The sequence below is a fragment of the Blastococcus sp. SYSU D00669 genome, from assembly GCF_054050715.1.
The window spans coordinates 1-15498 of sequence record NZ_JBJGZV010000025.1 but is presented as its reverse complement, the minus strand read 5'-3'; the positions used below and the strand labels follow the sequence as shown (position 1 = coordinate 15498).

At 75.6% G+C, this 15498-nt stretch carries 15 protein-coding genes; 1 reads left to right on the top strand and 14 read right to left on the bottom strand.

Features of this window, described 5'->3' with window-relative positions; all coding sequences use genetic code 11:
- Positions 1 to 257: 257 nt before the first annotated feature.
- The 14 genes from lgt to ACI8AF_RS17515 form a co-directional block, all read right to left on the bottom strand.
- A complete protein-coding gene (lgt, locus tag ACI8AF_RS17580; RefSeq protein ID WP_456541029.1) occupies positions 258 to 1229 on the bottom strand; it encodes a prolipoprotein diacylglyceryl transferase in 972 nt (323 codons plus the stop codon).
- Entirely contained in the window at positions 1226 to 2038 is an 813-nt protein-coding gene (gene trpA, locus ACI8AF_RS17575) for a tryptophan synthase subunit alpha (protein WP_456541028.1), read from the bottom strand. The genes lgt and trpA overlap by 4 nt, the downstream gene beginning before the upstream one ends.
- Positions 2035 to 3384 (bottom strand): tryptophan synthase subunit beta, encoded by a 1350-nt coding sequence (gene trpB, locus ACI8AF_RS17570; RefSeq protein WP_456541027.1) that lies wholly within the window; start codon positions 3382 to 3384, stop codon positions 2035 to 2037. The genes trpA and trpB overlap by 4 nt, the downstream gene beginning before the upstream one ends.
- 66 nt (positions 3385 to 3450) lie before the next feature.
- Positions 3451 to 4275: an indole-3-glycerol phosphate synthase TrpC gene (gene trpC / locus ACI8AF_RS17565; RefSeq protein ID WP_456541026.1), complete on the bottom strand. Its 825-nt coding sequence runs from the start codon at positions 4273 to 4275 to the stop codon at positions 3451 to 3453.
- A gap of 288 nt (positions 4276 to 4563) precedes the next feature.
- Positions 4564 to 5196, bottom strand: coding sequence for a Trp biosynthesis-associated membrane protein (locus ACI8AF_RS17560; protein WP_456541025.1), 633 nt, complete (start codon positions 5194 to 5196; stop codon positions 4564 to 4566).
- A 53-nt stretch (positions 5197 to 5249) separates the two neighbouring features.
- Positions 5250 to 6749: an anthranilate synthase component I gene (locus tag ACI8AF_RS17555; protein WP_456541024.1), complete on the bottom strand. Its 1500-nt coding sequence runs from the start codon at positions 6747 to 6749 to the stop codon at positions 5250 to 5252.
- A complete protein-coding gene (gene hisI, locus ACI8AF_RS17550; protein WP_456541023.1) occupies positions 6746 to 7111 on the bottom strand; it encodes a phosphoribosyl-AMP cyclohydrolase in 366 nt (121 codons plus the stop codon). The genes ACI8AF_RS17555 and hisI overlap by 4 nt, the downstream gene beginning before the upstream one ends.
- A 17-nt stretch (positions 7112 to 7128) precedes the next feature.
- The gene (locus tag ACI8AF_RS17545; protein WP_456541022.1) at positions 7129 to 7644 is read right to left on the bottom strand and encodes a hypothetical protein; all 516 of its coding nucleotides are present in this window, start codon (positions 7642 to 7644) and stop codon (positions 7129 to 7131) included.
- Positions 7641 to 8291 carry a hypothetical protein gene (locus tag ACI8AF_RS17540; protein ID WP_456541021.1) on the bottom strand — a complete coding sequence of 217 codons (651 nt, stop codon included), beginning with the start codon at positions 8289 to 8291 and terminating at the stop codon, positions 7641 to 7643. The genes ACI8AF_RS17545 and ACI8AF_RS17540 overlap by 4 nt, the downstream gene beginning before the upstream one ends.
- On the bottom strand, positions 8291 to 9946 hold the full coding sequence (locus ACI8AF_RS17535) for an FAD-binding dehydrogenase (protein WP_456541020.1): 1656 nt from the start codon (positions 9944 to 9946) through the stop codon (positions 8291 to 8293). The genes ACI8AF_RS17540 and ACI8AF_RS17535 overlap by 1 nt, the downstream gene beginning before the upstream one ends.
- A gap of 10 nt (positions 9947 to 9956) precedes the next feature.
- Positions 9957 to 10472 (bottom strand): hypothetical protein, encoded by a 516-nt coding sequence (locus ACI8AF_RS17530; protein WP_456541019.1) that lies wholly within the window; start codon positions 10470 to 10472, stop codon positions 9957 to 9959.
- A gap of 35 nt (positions 10473 to 10507) precedes the next feature.
- On the bottom strand, positions 10508 to 10960 hold the full coding sequence (locus ACI8AF_RS17525) for a hypothetical protein (RefSeq protein WP_456541018.1): 453 nt from the start codon (positions 10958 to 10960) through the stop codon (positions 10508 to 10510).
- Positions 10961 to 11007: 47 nt separating this feature from the next.
- Positions 11008 to 12849 (bottom strand): ABC transporter ATP-binding protein, encoded by a 1842-nt coding sequence (locus ACI8AF_RS17520; protein ID WP_456541017.1) that lies wholly within the window; start codon positions 12847 to 12849, stop codon positions 11008 to 11010.
- The gene (locus ACI8AF_RS17515) at positions 12846 to 14573 is read right to left on the bottom strand and encodes an ABC transporter ATP-binding protein (RefSeq protein ID WP_456541016.1); all 1728 of its coding nucleotides are present in this window, start codon (positions 14571 to 14573) and stop codon (positions 12846 to 12848) included. Before ACI8AF_RS17515 ends, ACI8AF_RS17520 begins: the two co-directional genes overlap by 4 nt.
- A 163-nt stretch (positions 14574 to 14736) precedes the next feature.
- On the opposite strand from ACI8AF_RS17515, the gene ACI8AF_RS17510 reads away from it, so the two are divergent.
- Positions 14737 to 15342, top strand: a complete 606-nt coding sequence (locus tag ACI8AF_RS17510; RefSeq protein WP_456541015.1) for a TIGR03085 family metal-binding protein — start codon at positions 14737 to 14739, stop codon at positions 15340 to 15342.
- Positions 15343 to 15498 lie beyond the last annotated feature (156 nt).

Genomic DNA, 15498 nt, shown 5'->3' with positions numbered 1-15498 from the left:
GAGGAGGACGGTCGCGAGGAGGCCGGGGTGGTCAGTGGTGGGCGGCAGAGGAGCAGCGCGCGTTCCGCTTGTCACCGGACGGCTCGGCTCCGAGGGCCCACCGGGCGGGTGTCCGTTGGGCTGTCGTCCACGGGGCGGCACTGGCCCGGTTCCGACGAGGTCGGACCCGGTCAGGATCGCTGGCGGGTCCGGTCAGAAGAGTACACAGCCGTAACACGGGCCGAACGCGAGTAAACCCCGGGGACGGCGCGTCGTCGTCAGCGTGTGGTATTCGGGGGCTGGTCCGGGCGTCCGCGCTGGTCAGCGGCGAGTGGACGGTCGGGGTCGGCGTCGCCGGCGGGCTCGTCGGCGGACGCCGCGGTGGAGCCGCCGGCGCCGGCGGGGCGTTCCGCGGCCGCGACTGTGTCCTTCGTCGCGCCCCGCCGGATGACCTCGCGCGGCCGGCCCCGCTGCAGCACGAGGTAGGCGACGGCGAGCAGGCCGACGATGATCGAGGTGAACACGTTGAGGCGCAGGCCGAAGAAGTGCTCGGCCTCGTCGATGCGCAGGCTCTCGATCCAGCCGCGGCCCAGGCAGTACAGCGCGACGTACAGGGCGAAGGCGCGCCCGTGGCTCAGGCGGAAGAACCGGTCGGCCCACACGACGATGCCGGCGGCGATCAGGTTCCACACCAGCTCGTAGAGGAACGTCGGGTGGTACAGCGCGACGTCGAGGTAGCCGGGCAGCCGGTGCACCGGGTCGATCTCCAGCGCCCACATCACGTCGGTGGGGCGCCCGTACAGCTCCTGGTTGAACCAGTTGCCCAGCCGGCCGACGGCCTGGGCGACGAGGAGGCCCGGCGCGATGGCGTCGGCGAACGCCGGCAACGGGATCTTCCGGCGCCGGCAGGCGATCCAGGCCCCGACGGCGCCGAGGGCGATCGCGCCCCAGATGCCGAGGCCGCCCTCCCAGATGGCGAAGGCCTTGAGCGGGTCCCCGTCCTCGCCGAAGTACGGCTCCGGCGTGGTGATCACGTGGTAGAGCCGGCCGCCGATGATCCCGAAGGGGACGGCCCAGACGGCGATGTCGAGGACGTCGCCCTTCGCGCCCCCGCGGGCGACCCAGCGCTTCTCGCCGATCCAGCACGCGGCGACGATGCCGGCGATGATGCACAGCGCGTAGGCCCGCAGCGGGAAGGGACCGAGCTCCCAGACCGCCTGCGACGGGCTCGGGATCGACGCGAGAGTCACCGGAGCACCGTACGGCGCCGGACGCCCTCGGCGAGGTTGCCGGCCAGCGTGCCGGCCGCCGTGGCGGCGGCCTGCTCGTCGGCGGCGTCGAGCAGCACCCGCACGAACGCCGAGCCGACGATCACGCCGTCGGCGAAGGCGGCGACCTCGGCGGCCTGGTCGGCATTCGAGACCCCCAGGCCGACGCACACCGCGAGACCGGGGGCCGCCGCGCGGGTGCGGGCGACCAGCTTCTCGGCGGCGTCGCCGACCGTGGCGCGGGTGCCGGTCACGCCCATCGTGGAGGCGGCGTAGACGAAGCCGCGGCAGGCCGCGGTGGTGGACCGCAGCCGGGCGTCGGTGGACGACGGCGCGACGAGGAAGACGCGGTCGAGGCCGTGCGCGTCGGAGGCGGCGATCCACTCGCCGGCCTCGTCGGGGATCAGGTCGGGGGTGATCGCCCCCGCTCCCCCGGCGGCGGCCAGGTCGGCGGCGAACCGCTCGACGCCGTACCGCTCGATGGGGTTCCAGTAGCTCATCACCACCGGGACGGCGCCGGCGGCGGCCACCGCCTCGACCGCCCGCAGCACGTCGCGCATGCCGACGCCGGCCCGGACGGCGACCTCGACCGCCTGCTGGATGACCGGCCCGTCCATGCCCGGGTCGCTGTAGGGGACGCCGACCTCGACGACGTCGGCGCCGCCCTCGACCGCGGCCACCATCGCCGCGATCGAGCCCTCGACGCTCGGGTAGCCGACGGGGACGTACGCGATCAGGGCCGCGCGGTCGTGGGCCTTCGCCCCCGCGATCGCCTCGGCCGACGAGCTCATGCCGACTCCCCTGCGTCCTGGCCGGCCACGGCCTCGTCGTTGGTGACCGCGCCCTCGGTGGGCTGCTGATCGGTGTCCAGGCCCGGGCCGGGGGCGGCGTCGTCCCGGTCGCCGAGGCCGAACCACCGCGACGCCGTCTCGACGTCCTTGTCCCCGCGGCCGGAGAGGTTGACCAGCAGCAGGGCCTCGGGGCCGAGCTCCCGGCCGAGCACCAGCGCGCCGGCGAGCGCGTGCGCCGACTCGATCGCCGGGATGATCCCCTCGGTGCGGCAGAGCAGCGCGAAGGCCTCCATCGCCTCGGCGTCGGTGACCGCGCGGTACTCGGCCCGGCCGATGTCGTGCAGGTAGGAGTGCTCGGGGCCGACGCCGGGGTAGTCGAGGCCGGCGCTGATCGAGTGCGACTCGATCGTCTGCCCGTTCTCGTCCTGCAGCAGGTAGGAGCGGGCGCCGTGCAGCACGCCCGGCGTCCCGCCGGTGATGGTCGCGGCGTGCCGCCCGGTGTCGACGCCGTCCCCGCCGGCCTCCAGGCCGATCAGCCGCACGCCCTCGTCCGGCACGAACGCGGTGAAGATGCCGATCGCGTTGGAGCCGCCGCCGACGCAGGCCAGGACGGCGTCGGGCAGCCGGCCGGCCCGCTCGAGCACCTGGGCGCGCGCCTCGTCGCCGATGACCCGCTGGAAGTCGCGGACCATGGCCGGGAACGGGTGCGGGCCGGCGACGGTGCCGAAGACGTAGTTCGTCGTCTCGACGTTGGTGACCCAGTCGCGGAAGGCCTCGTTGATCGCGTCCTTGAGGGTGCGCGAGCCGGTGGACACCGGGATCACCTCGGCGCCGAGCAGCCGCATGCGGGCGACGTTGAGCGCCTGCCGGCGGGTGTCCTCCTCGCCCATGTAGATGGTGCAGGACAGCCCCATCAGCGCGGCGGCGGTGGCGGTGGCGACGCCGTGCTGGCCGGCGCCGGTCTCGGCGATGACCCGCTGCTTGCCGATGCGCTTGGTGAGCAGTGCCTGGCCCAGCACGTTGTTGATCTTGTGCGAGCCGGTGTGGTTGAGGTCCTCGCGCTTGAGCAGCACCGTGGCGCCGCCGGCGTGCTCGGCGAACTTCGGCACCTCGGTGACCGGGCTGGGCCGGCCGGTGTAGTCGCGCTGCAACCGCTCGAACTCGGCGGCGAAGGCCGGGTCGACCCGCATCGCCTCGTAGGCCTCGGTCAGCTCGTCGAGGGCGGCGATCAGCGCCTCGGGGACGAAGCGCCCGCCGAAGATCCCGAAGTGCCCCGTCGCGTCCGGCCAGCTCGGCCGCGCCGGCACGAGACGGTCCTCGGGCGGGTGCAGCGAGCTGGTCGTCATGCGCCCAGCTTAAGGACCCGGCCGCCCCTCACCGCCCGCGCGTTCGCGGCGGCCCCTGCCGGGATGTCAGCGGGCGGCGCGCGGGGTGGCCGGGTGCGACCCCGCCGTGACCAGGTCGGCGACCGCCTGCCGGGCGTCGCCGGCGGTCACCAGGCCCTCGCCGACGAGCACGGCGTCGGCGCCGGCGGCCGCGTAGCCGATCAGGTCGTGCGGCCCGCGGACGCCGGACTCGGCCACCTTGACCACGCCCGAGGGCAGCCCCGGGGCGATCCGCTCGAACGTCGAGCGGTCGACCTGCAGCGTGGTCAGGTCGCGGGCGTTGACCCCGATCACCGACGCCCCGGCGGCGAGCGCGCGGTCGGCCTCGGCCTCGGTGTGCACCTCGACCAGGGCGGTCATGCCGAGCGACTCCACCCGCTCGAGCAGCCCGGTGAGGGCGTTCTGCTCCAGCGCGGCGACGATCAGCAGGCAGACGTCGGCGCCGTGCGCGCGGGCCTCGTGCACCTGGTAGCTGGAGACGATGAAGTCCTTGCACAGCACCGGGACGTCGACGGCGGCGCGGACGGCGTCGAGGTCGGCCTGCGAGCCGCCGAAGCGGCGCCGCTCGGTGAGCACGCTGATCACCCGGGCGCCGCCGGCGGCGTACTGGCGGGCCAGCTCCGCGGGGTCGGGGATGTCGGCCAGCGCGCCCTTGGACGGGCTCTGCCGCTTCACCTCGGCGATGACGCCGACGCCGGGCGCGCGCAGGGCCGCGAACGCGTCGAGCGCGGGGCGCGCGTCGAGGGCGGCGGCCCGCACGTCGGCCAGCGGCGTGAGCGCCTCCCGGGCGGCGAGGTCCTCGCGCACACCGGCGACGATCTGCTGGAGGACGTTGCCGCGGGACTCGGTCACGCCGCCACCGTGCCGGGGTGTGGGCTGGCGCACACGCCTCGGGGGTTTCTCGGACTCTGCACGGGATACGTCCCCTCACCAGGCGGATCGGTGGAACCACTCTAGAGGCGCACCCGGACGGTTCCGATCCGGGGGCGTCGCCCTGGCCTGCCCTCCCACCTGCTAGTGCGTCCCGCGCCCGGGCGCGTCGCGCGCACCCGCCGCCCCGTGGCCGGCACCCGCCGGGGGTGGCCGGCGGTGTGCGGATCCGGCGCATCCCCGCGTCGGGAACGCGCCCGTCCGCGCACATCACCGGTTGCGGCCGCGCTCCGGCGGGTCTTCGGCCGGTTCCTCGGTGGGGTCCTCGCCGCGGTCGAGGGCCCGCCAGGCGTCGTCCGCCCGCTGCTCGCCGGTGCGGGGGGCGGCGGCCGCTCGCGACGCCGGGTCGCCGGGCCGCTGGTAGCGGCGGCCCATCGCCGGCCAGCCGCGGCCGCGGACGACGACGAGCGCACCGGCGGCGACCGCGAGCAGGCCGGCCACCAGCACGAGGACCGGCCCGGCGGCCGCCAGGTCGGTGCGGGCCCCGGCGAGGGCGTCGTCGAGCACGGGCAGGTCGGCCGCGGCGACGTCGACCCGGCCGGCGAGCACGGCGCCGCCGGACCAGGCCAGCACGCCGCCCGCGACGACGACGAGGACGCCGACACCGAGCCGGGCCGCTCCGCGCACCGCGACGAGGACCACGGCCGCCGCGAGCAGCAGCAGACCGGTCGCGGGGACCAGCGGCGCGGCGTCCGAGCCGCTCAGCACCGCGCTCACCGGCGGCAGCGGCGGCTGCCGGTCGGCGGTGACCTCGGCCCAGCGCTGACCGGCGGCCACCAGCGCCAGCGCGCCGGCCGCCGCCGCCCCGGCCACCGCCGCGGTCAGCTCACGGCGCTGGTTCACCCTGCTCGACCGTCCGCCTCCGCCCGGCGGAGCCGGCTGGTCGGCAGAGCGGCTCACCGCACCTCCCGCAGGCCCTCCGCCGTCGCGATCGCCGACAGCACCGCCCGGGCCTTGTGCCGGGTCTCGGCCTCCTCGGTGGCCGGGTCGCTGTCGGCCACCACCCCGGCGCCGGCCTGCACGTACGCCCTGCCCTGGTGCAGCACGGCGGTGCGGATCGCGATCGCCATGTCCATGTCGCCGCTGGCGTCGAGGTAGCCGACGGTGCCCGCGTACAGCGCCCGCCGGGTCGGCTCGAGGGTCTCGATGATCTCCATCGCCCGCGGCTTCGGGGCGCCGGAGACCGTGCCGGCCGGGAAGGTGGCGTCGAAGACGTCGAGCGCGTCGCGGCCCTCCTCGAGCTGCCCCGAGACGGTCGAGACCAGGTGCATGACGTGGCTGTAGTGCTCGATCCGCATGAAGTCGGGCACCTCGACGGTGCCCGGCACGCACACCCGCCCGAGGTCGTTGCGGGCCAGGTCGACCAGCATCACGTGCTCGGCCCGCTCCTTGGGGTCGGCCTTGAGCGCCTCGGCGAGCCGGACGTCCTCCTCCGGCGTCGCCCCCCGCGGCCGGGTGCCGGCCGGCGGGTGGACGACGGCCGACGTGCCGGTCACCGTCACCAGCGCCTCGGGCGAGGAGCCGACGACGTCGAACGGCGACTCCCGGCCGGCGAAGCGCAGCAGGTACATGTACGGCGACGGGTTGCTGGTGCGCAGCACCCGGTACAGGTCCAGCGCGTCGACGGCGGTGGCCACCTCGAACCGCTGGCTGAGCACGACCTGGAAGGCGTCGCCGGCCCGGATGTGCTCGCGGATCCGCTCGACGCCCTGCTCGTAGACGCCGGGCGCCATGTTGCTGCGCACCTGCGGCACCTCGGCGGTCTCCAGCACCGCGATGCTCGCCGGCGTCGCCTTGGTGAGGTCGGCGGCCATGGCGTCGAGCCGGGTCACCGCGTCCTCGTACGCCTGCGGCGTGCGCTCGAGGGCGTTGGCGATGAGCAGCACCGTGCCGTCGTGGTGGTCGACGACGGCGAGGTCGGTCACCAGCATCATCGCGAGCTCGGGCATGCCGAAGTCGTCGACGCTCCGCACCGGCAGCCGCTCCAGCCGCCGGACGACGTCGTAGCCGAGGTAGCCGACCAGCCCGCCGGTGAGCGGCGGCAGGCCCTCGGTGCGCGGCGTCCGCAGCGCGCGGGCCAGCCGGCGGACGGCGGCCAGGGGATCGGCCGGCAGCCCCTCGGTCAGGCCGGGGATCGGCTCCCCCAGCCACTGCGTGGCGCCGTCCCGCTCGGTGAGGACGCCGGCGCTGCGGACCCCGACGAAGCTGTACCGGGACCACTGCTTGCCCTGCTCGGCCGACTCCAGCAGCACCGTGCCCGGGCGGCCGGCGGCGAGCTTGCGGTAGATGCCGACGGCGGTCTCGCCGTCGGCGAGCAGCCGCCGGGTGACCGGCACGACCGGTTGGTCGAGCCGCGCGAACTCCTCCGCCGTCGGCGAGGTGACGCCGAGCCTCACGACGTCACCGCCAGCGGGCGGTGGAAGCACGACCGCTCGCCCGTGTGGCACGCCGGGCCCTCCTGGTCGACGAGCACCAGCAGCGCGTCGCCGTCGCAGTCCAGGCGGACGTCCTTGACCCACTGCCGGTGGCCCGAGGTCTCGCCCTTCACCCAGTGCTCGCGGCGGCTGCGCGACCAGTAGGTGGCCCGGCCGGTGGTGAGCGTGCGGTGCAGGGCCTCGTCGTCCATCCAGGCGAGCATGAGCACCTCGCCGGTGTCGTGCTGCTGGACGACGGCGGCGACCAGCCCCGCGGGATCGCGGCGCAGCGCTGCGGCGAGCTCCGGCGCCAGGGCGGACTCGACCGGTGGGACGGCGGACATGCGCCGATCATCCCCGCTCAGGGCGCCGCGGGCGGCACCGGACCTCCCGCGGTCGCGCGCTGGTGCCGGAACCACGCCCCGACCGAGGCCGTGCCGGCCAGTCCGAGCGCGGTGCCGGCGAGCGCGGCGAAGCCCAGCGCCACGACGACGATCACCGGTCCGTCCCCGTGCTCGAACTCCTCGGTCATGGCCCGGGCCAGCCAGTAGACGGCGATGACGAGCACGAGGACCAGGCCGGCCAGCAGCACCGGCCGCCCGATCCCGTTCAGCGCCAGCAGGGCCGCCACCAGCACGAGCACCCCGCAGGCCAGCTCGACCAGGGCGACGACGTAGCCCTCGGGGAAGCCGGGCTCGCCGGGGTCGGTGAAGGCCTCGCTGAAGCCGGCGATGAAGTAGGTGACGACCGCCCCGAGCATCGCCGCGACCGCCACGACGAGCGCGAGGACGCACGCGGCGATCAGCGTGCCCGGACGCCGGGGCCTCGGTGGCGGCGGTGGCGGCCAGGGCGGCGGCGGGGGCCACGGGTGGCTCACGGCCGCGCCGTCCCGGTGAACCAGGCCCTCCCCGCGCCGAGCAGGACCATGCCGAGGCCGACCGCCGGGCCGGCCGCGAACAGGAAGACGAACGCCAGCAGCGCCGTGGTCGGGTCGCCGCCGGGGATCTCGTCGCCGAAGGTGGTGAGCCGGACCGCCCAGTACACGCAGAGCAGCAGCTGGAGGGCCAGGGACACGACGAGCACCACGTGCGCCGGCCGACGCCGGCTGTTGAGCGCCATCACGCCGCCCACGATGAGCAGCACCGCCGAGCCCACCTGCACGAAGCCGAGCACCGTGCCCTCGGTGGCCAGCCCCTCGGCCTCCCCGGAGCCGTCGAGGTCGGCGGCGAAGCCGACGAACGAGGCCAGGAACACCACGTACACCGACGCGAGCAGCACCAGCCCGGCCTGCACGAAGGCGAGCACGGCCGCGGTGATCACCTGCCCGGGGCGCTTGGGCCCCTGCGGCACCGGCACCCAGGGCTGCGGGTAGCCGGGCGGGTAGCCCGCGTAGGGCTGCGGCGGGAAGCCGTAGGGGGTGGCCGGGTAGCCGACCGCGGCCGGCGGCGGCGCGGTGGCCGGCGGGCCGGCGTAGGGGGCGCCCGGCTGGGTGGGCGTGTCGGGGTTCGCCCAGGGGTCGGACATCAGAGCTCGGCCGCCAGGGCCCGGCCGGCCGTGCGCCCGGAGAACAGGCAGCCGCCGAGGAAGGTGCCCTCCAGCGAGCGGTAGCCGTGCATGCCGCCACCGCCGAAGCCGGCCACCTCCCCCGCCGCGTACAGGCCGGGGATCGGGTCGCCGCCCGGCCGCAGCACGCGGCCGGACAGGTCGGTCTCCAGGCCGCCGAGCGTCTTGCGGGTGAGCAGGTTGAGCCGGACGGCGACCAGCGGGCCGGCCTCCGGGTCGAGGATCCGGTGCGGCGACGCCACCCGGATCAGCTTGTCGCCGAGGTAGTTGCGCGCGCTGCGGATCGCCATCACCTGGAGGTCCTTGCTGAACGGGTTGGCGATCTCGCGGTCGCGGCAGACGATCTCCGCCTCCACCGTGGCGACGTCCAGGGCCGGCTCGCCGCCGGTGACCCGGTTCATCCCCGCGACCAGCTCGGGCACGGTGCGGGCCACCACGAAGTCCTCGCCGTTCTCGAGGAAGCGCTGCACCGGCGGGGCGACCTCGACCCGGGCGCGCTTGAGCAGCAGGCGGACGTCCTTGCCGGTCAGGTCGGGGTTCTGCTCGGAGCCGGAGAGGGCGAACTCCTTGCCCACGATGCGCTGGGTGGAGACGAACCAGGTGTGCTCGTACCCGGTCTGGCCGATGTGGGCGAGCGTGCCGAGGGTGTCGAACCCGGGGAACAGCGGCACCGGCAGCCGCTGGCCGGTCGCGTCGAGCCACAGCGACGACGGGCCGGGCAGGATCCGGATGCCGTGCCGGTCCCACACCGGCGAGTGGTTGGCGACGCCCTCGGTGTAGTGCCACATGCGGTCGCGGTTGACGACGCTGGCGCCGGCCGCCTCCGTCGCCTCCAGCATCCGGCCGTCGACGTGCGCGGGGACGCCGGACAGCAGCCGCTGCGGCGCGGGCCCCAGGCGGGCCGGCCAGTTCTTGCGCACGAGCTCGTGGTTGCCGCCGATGCCGCCGGCGGTGACGACGACGGCCTGCGCGGTGATCTCGAACGGCTCCAGCTCGACGCGGGAGCTGGCCTCCCCGCGGGCCACCTCGCTGGGCTCGAGCACGTGGCCGCGCACGCCGGTGACCGCCCCGCCGCCGACGGCCAGCTCGTCCACCCGGTGCCGGAACCGCAGCTGCACCAGCCCGCGCTCGACGGCGTCATGCACCCGGCGGGCGAACGGCGCGACGATGCCCGGGCCGGTGCCCCAGACGATGTGGAAGCGCGGCACGGAGTTGCCGTGGCCGGTGGCGGTGTAGCCGCCGCGCTCGGCCCAGCCGACGATCGGGAAGAAGCCGATGCCCTGCTCCCTCAGCCAGGCGCGCTTCTCGCCGGCGGCGAACTGCAGGTAGGCCTCGGCCCACTGGCGCGGCCAGTGGTCCTCCTCGCGGTCGAACGAGGCGGTGCCGAACCAGTCCTGGCGGGCCAGCTCGAGCGAGTCGCGCACGCGCAGCCGGCGCTGCTCGGGCGAGTCGACCAGGAACAGCCCGCCGAAGGACCACCACGCCTGCCCGCCGAGGGACTGCTCCGGCTCCTGCTCGAGCAGCACCACGCGCTTGCCGGCGTCGGCCAGCTCGGCGGTGGCGACCAGGCCGGCGAGGCCGGCTCCCACGACGACGACGTCGGTCTCGGTTGTCACGCCCCGGACGCTAGCGGGCCGGGCGGCCGTCCCGCCGTCCCCCGGGAGCGCGAGTCCGCCGACCCGGCGCCCGGCCCCGCGCGGTCCACTCCCGCACCGGGCGGCGCAGGGTGAGCGCCAGGCAGCCGATCGGGCCGACGAGCAGCAGCAGCGCCTGCCACAGCGCGGCCCCGCCGCCGAGCGCGCCGAACAGCGCGACGAGCGCCAGCAGGCCGAGCAGCAGGACGACGGCGGCCGCGGTCTGCACCAGCCAGCCGCGGCCGCGGCCGAGGAGGACCAGCGCCGCGCCGGCCAGGGCGACCAGGGCCAGCACCGCGGGGACGACGACGAACCAGTCGAGGACCTCGGGGTCGCGGAGCAGCCAGGCCAGCCAGAGGTACTCAGCGGCGACGAGGACGCCGAAGACCGCGGCGACCGGCGCCTCCACCGGGCGGGTCGGCGCGGCGGGCGGGGCGGTGCGGCCGAGCGGCGCCGACCGCGGCGAGCGGCGGGGCGCCACCCGGGAGCGCGACGAGCTGGACGGCATGGCCGACAGGGTAGGACCGGGAGCTGGTCAGCAGCTCACGGCCGGCTGGACGTCGCCCGGACCGACCCGGGGTGCAGCTTCTGCCGGCGGCGGCGGGCGACCCAGTGCCGGACCTGCGGCAGCGCGGCGAGCACCGTCGCCGCGACGCCGACCGCCCAGGCGAAGCCGTGGAACCACGAGAAGCCGTCGCCGAGGCCGCCCTGGGCCAGGCCCACGGTCATCAGCACCGCCAGGATCGCGGCGGGCACCGCCAGGCCCAGCCACGAGCTGCCCAGCAGGAGGCGGACCGCGCCGACGAGCAGCGCCGCCGTCCACCCGATGGTGAGGACGAGGACCATCCACTGCCCGGCGTCGTCGCCGACGGTGCCGGCGACGCTCTGCGCGGCGCTGCCGAGCGACAGGGTGATGAACGCGCCGGGCAGGGCGAGCACCGCGGCGGTCGCCGCCGCGACGGGCGGGCGGCGCTGCGGGTCGGTGGCCTCGGGCACGGCACGCAGCCTACGGCCGCGGTGTGGTCGCGACCACAGCGCGCGCCTCAGCCCACCGGTTCGGGTTCGCCCGCCGACGAGCGCCGCCACGAGGCGTGCAGCCGGGCGTACGGCCCCTCGGCCTCGACCAGCTCCTCGTGCGTGCCGCGCTGGACGACCCGGCCGGCGTCGACGACCAGGACCTCGTCGGCCCGCTCGGCGGTGGACAGGCGGTGCGCGATGGTCAGCGTGGTGCGGCCGTCGGTGAGCTTGTCCAGGGCGCGGGTGAGCCGCTGCTCGGTGGCCGGGTCGACCGCGCTGGTGGCCTCGTCGAGGACCAGCAGGTCGGGGTCGGCGACGTAGGCGCGGGCGACCGCGACCAGCTGCCGCTCCCCCGCCGACAGCGCCTCGCCGCGCTGGCCGACCGGGGTGGCCACGCCGTCGGCCAGGCCCTCGACCCAGGCGCCGAGGCCGAGCTCGTCGAAGGCCGCCTCGACGTGCGCGTCGGTCATGCCCGGTTTGCCGTAGCGGACGTTGTCGGCGACGGTCGCGTCGAACAGGAACCCGTCCTGCGGCACCATCACGACCCGCTCGCGCAGCGAGGCGAAGGCGACCTCCCGCAGCGGCACCATGTCGTCGGGCCCACCCCACCGCCCCCGGCCGAGCAGGACGCGGCCCTCGACCGGGTCCATGAGCCGGGTGACCAGCTTGGCGAACGTGGTCTTGCCCGAGCCGGTCTCGCCGACGATCGCGACGCGGCGGCGCGGCGCGATCTCCAGGTCGACGTCGTCCAGGGCCTTCGGCGCGCCGGGCGCGTAGCGGAAGGACACGTGCTCGAAGCGGACCGACAGCGGCCCCTCGGGCAGCTGCCGGCCGGCGCCGTCGAGCGCGGGGTCGCGGACGTCGGGCTCGGTGTCGAGCACGTCGAGCACCCGGCGGAAGCCGGCCAGGGCGTTCTGCGCCTCGTTGAGCACCTCGCTGGCCGTCTGCACCGGCGCGACGAACAGCGTGACCAGGAACAGGAAGGCCACCAGGGTGCCGGCGGTGATGTCGCCGGCCAGGCCGAGCAGCACGCCGACGATGACGACGGCGGCGTTGGCGACCGCGGCGACCAGCTCGCCGGTGACGAACACCGCCGCGGTGGTGCGCTGGGCCTTGACCGAGGCCCGGTAGTGCCGGTGGATGGCGCGGTCGATGCGGGCGGCGGTGCGCTCGCGCACGCCGTAGGCGCGGACTGTCGAGGCGCCGACGACCGACTCGGACACCGCGGCGAGCACGTCGCCGACGCGCTCGCGGACCACGCCGTAGACGGTGGCCAGCCGGCGGGCGAAGAAGCGGATCGCGAAGGCCAGCGGCACGAAGCAGGCCAGCACCAGCAGGGTCAGCTGCCAGGAGTAGATCGACATGACGACGATCGCGACGACCAGCTGGCCGATGCTGATCACGCCGAGCACGCCGCCCCACTGCATGAAGACCGACAGCTGGTCGACGTCGCTGGTGACGCGGGAGACCAGCGAGCCGCGGCGCTGCCCCTGCTGGTGCAGCACCGAGAGGTCGTGGACGTGCCGGAAGGCCCGCACCCGCAGGCCCGCCAGCGCGGTCTCCGTCGTCCGGAACAGCCGGACGTTCATCCGGTACACGGCCACCGCGGTGAGCAGCACGACCAGCGCGCAGACGATCACCAGGTCGCGGACCAGGTCGAGGTCCGGGCCACCGGGGCCGGACAGCCCCTGGTCGATGGTCTGCTGCACGGCGATCGGCACCACCACCCGGCCCGCGGTCGCCATGAGCGCGAGCAGGAAGGTCAGCGGCAGGCCCCGGCGGAACTCGGGCATCATCCGCAGGCCGCGGCGCAGGGTGGCGACGGCGCCCTCCTCGCGGCGGTCGGCGGGCAGGTCGATCTCGCTCACGCGGCAGCCGCCTCCTGGTAGGCGCGGACCAGCGCCGCGTAGCCGGGCACCTCGGCGAGCAGCTCCTCGTGGCTGCCGCGGGCGGTCACCCGGCCGTGCTCGAGCCAGACGACCTCGTCGGCGAGGGCGATGGTGGCCTGCCGGTAGGCGACGACCACGACGGTCGACGGCGGGTCGGTGGCGCGCAGCGCGTCGAGGATGCGCTGCTCGACCGCGGGGTCGACGGCGCTGGTGGCGTCGTCGAGGACCAGCAGCCGGGGACGGCGGACGACGGCCCGGGCCAGGGCCAGGCGCTGGCGCTGCCCGCCGGACAGCGAGGCGCCGCGCTCGCCGACGCGGGTGTCGAGGCCCTCGGGCAGCGCGGCGACGAACTCGTCGGCGGCGGCGGTGTGCAGCGCCGTCCACACCTCGTCGTCGGAGAAGTCGCCGCCGAGGGTGACGTTGCCGCGGACGGTGTCGTCGAAGAGGAAGGTGCCCTGGGGCACGAACGCCGCCTGGGCGCTGACCTCCCCTTCCCGCAGCCGGCGCAGGTCGACGCCGTCGAGCAGCACGTGCCCGTCGACGGGGTCGACGAGGCGGACGAGCAGCCCGGCGAGGGTCGACTTGCCCGAGCCGGTGGGGCCGACGACGGCGAGCGTGGTGCCGGCCGGCACGTCGAAGGTGACGCCGGAGAGCGTCCGCTTGTGCGCGCCGTCGAAGGAGAAGTCGACGCCGCGGACGTGCAGCGCCGCGCCGCCGGTGCCGGCCGGTGCGTCCTCCGGGCCGTGCGGCGTCTCGCCGGTGGCCTCCAGCACCGGGGTGACCCGGTCGAAGCCGGCCAGCGCCCGGGGCAGGTCGGCCAGCACCCAGCCGATGGCGCGGATCGGCAGCGTGAGCAGGCTGAACAGGTAGGCGATGGACACCAGCTCGCCGGCGTCGGTGGAGCCGTCGGCGACGCGGCTCGCGCCGACCAGCAGGATCGCGAGGATGCCGAGGTTGGGCAGCGCCTCGAGCAGCGGGTCGAACAGCCCGCGGACGCGGCCGACGTCGACCAGGCCGTCGCGCAGCTCCTCGGCGCGCTCCCGGAAGCGCGCGGTCTCGGTGTCCTCGCGCCCGAGGGTCTTCACCACGAGGGCGGCGTCGAAGCTCTCGTGGGCGATCTCGCTGACCTCGGCGCGCAGCTGCTGGGCCCGCTGCATCTTCGGGCTCATCACCTGCGAGTAGACGACGTTGCTGAGGAAGACCAGGGGGAAGACGACCAGCCCGACCACCGCGATCAGCGGGTCGGTGAGCACCAGCGCCGTCACGGTGATGCCGATCATGACCAGCGCGCCGCAGGCGAAGGGCAGCGGCGCGACGAAGAACCAGGCGCTCTCGACGTCGGAGTTGGCGTTGGACAGCAGCTGGCCGGTGGGGTGCCGCTGGTGCCACGACAGGGGCAGGCGCAGGTACTGGCCGGTGACGCGGCGGCGGTACTCCGCCTGCAGGCGGTACTGCATCACGCCGGCGAACAGCCGGCGGCCGAGGATGCCGAGGACCTTGAGGACGGCGACGGCGAGGATGACCACCGCGGCCAGCAGCAGCGCGGCCGCGGTGGTGTCGTCCTCGCGGAACGCCGGGAGGATGACCCGGTCGGTGACCTCGCCGATCACGTAGGCGCTGGCCACGGTCATCGCGGCGTAGAGGCTGCTGCCGAGCAGGGCGAGGACGAACATGCCGCGCTGCTCGCGGATGGCCCGCCCCACGTGACGCAGTCCGCGCCGCACGACGGCGTCTCGGCGGGGCACAGCTCTCCTCGGGGTCGGTCGGAGGGGTACCCCGACTCTACGTTCCTTAGGCGCGCTAAGCGCCTGCGGAGCGCCGGGCGCCCTGGCGGCGCCCGGCGGGCACCGTGGCTAACGTGGCGGGATGACCAGCTCTTCCCTGGCCGACCGCGAGCGCGCCGACCTGGCCGACCTGCTGGAGAAGCTGGGCCCGGACGCGCCGACCTGCTGCGCCGGGTGGACGACGGCGCACCTGGCCGCCCACCTCGCCGTCCGCGACCGCCGCCCCGACGCGCTGCCCGGCTACGGGCTGGAGCGGGTCAACCCCGCGCTCGGCGCGTGGGGGCACCGGCTGGAGGACAGGCTGCGCGCCTCGGCCCGCTACGAGGACGTGGTGGAGCAGGTGCGGTCGGGTCCGGCGCGATGGCTGCCGATGGGCTGGCCGGGCGTGGGGCGGGTGCTGAACACGACCGAGTTCGTGATCCACCACGAGGACGTGCGGCGCGCCCGGCCGGGCTGGACGCCGCGCCGCCTGTCCCGAGCCGACCAGGACCTGCTGTGGCGCGCCGTCGCGCTGCTCGGCCGCCAGGCCGCCCGGGGCCGCACCCTCGTGCTGCGGCGCGCCGACGTCCCCGGCAAGGAGAGGCGGCTCGGCTCCGGCGAGCGGGAGAAGGTGCTCACCGGCGAGCCGCTGGAGCTGCTGCTCTGGATCAGCGGCCGCAAGGACGTCGCCCGCGTCGCGGTGGGGTGACGCGGAGTCCCACGACGCGGAAAACGCGCTGTCCAGTCTCAGGAGATGTGTCAGTCCTGAAGTCTCATGACATGTGTCGCTTGATCATCACGCCGCCGTTGAGGTGGTGTGGGGAAGCGAGCGGCAGTCATGAAACTGCTGGATGCCACGCTGCAG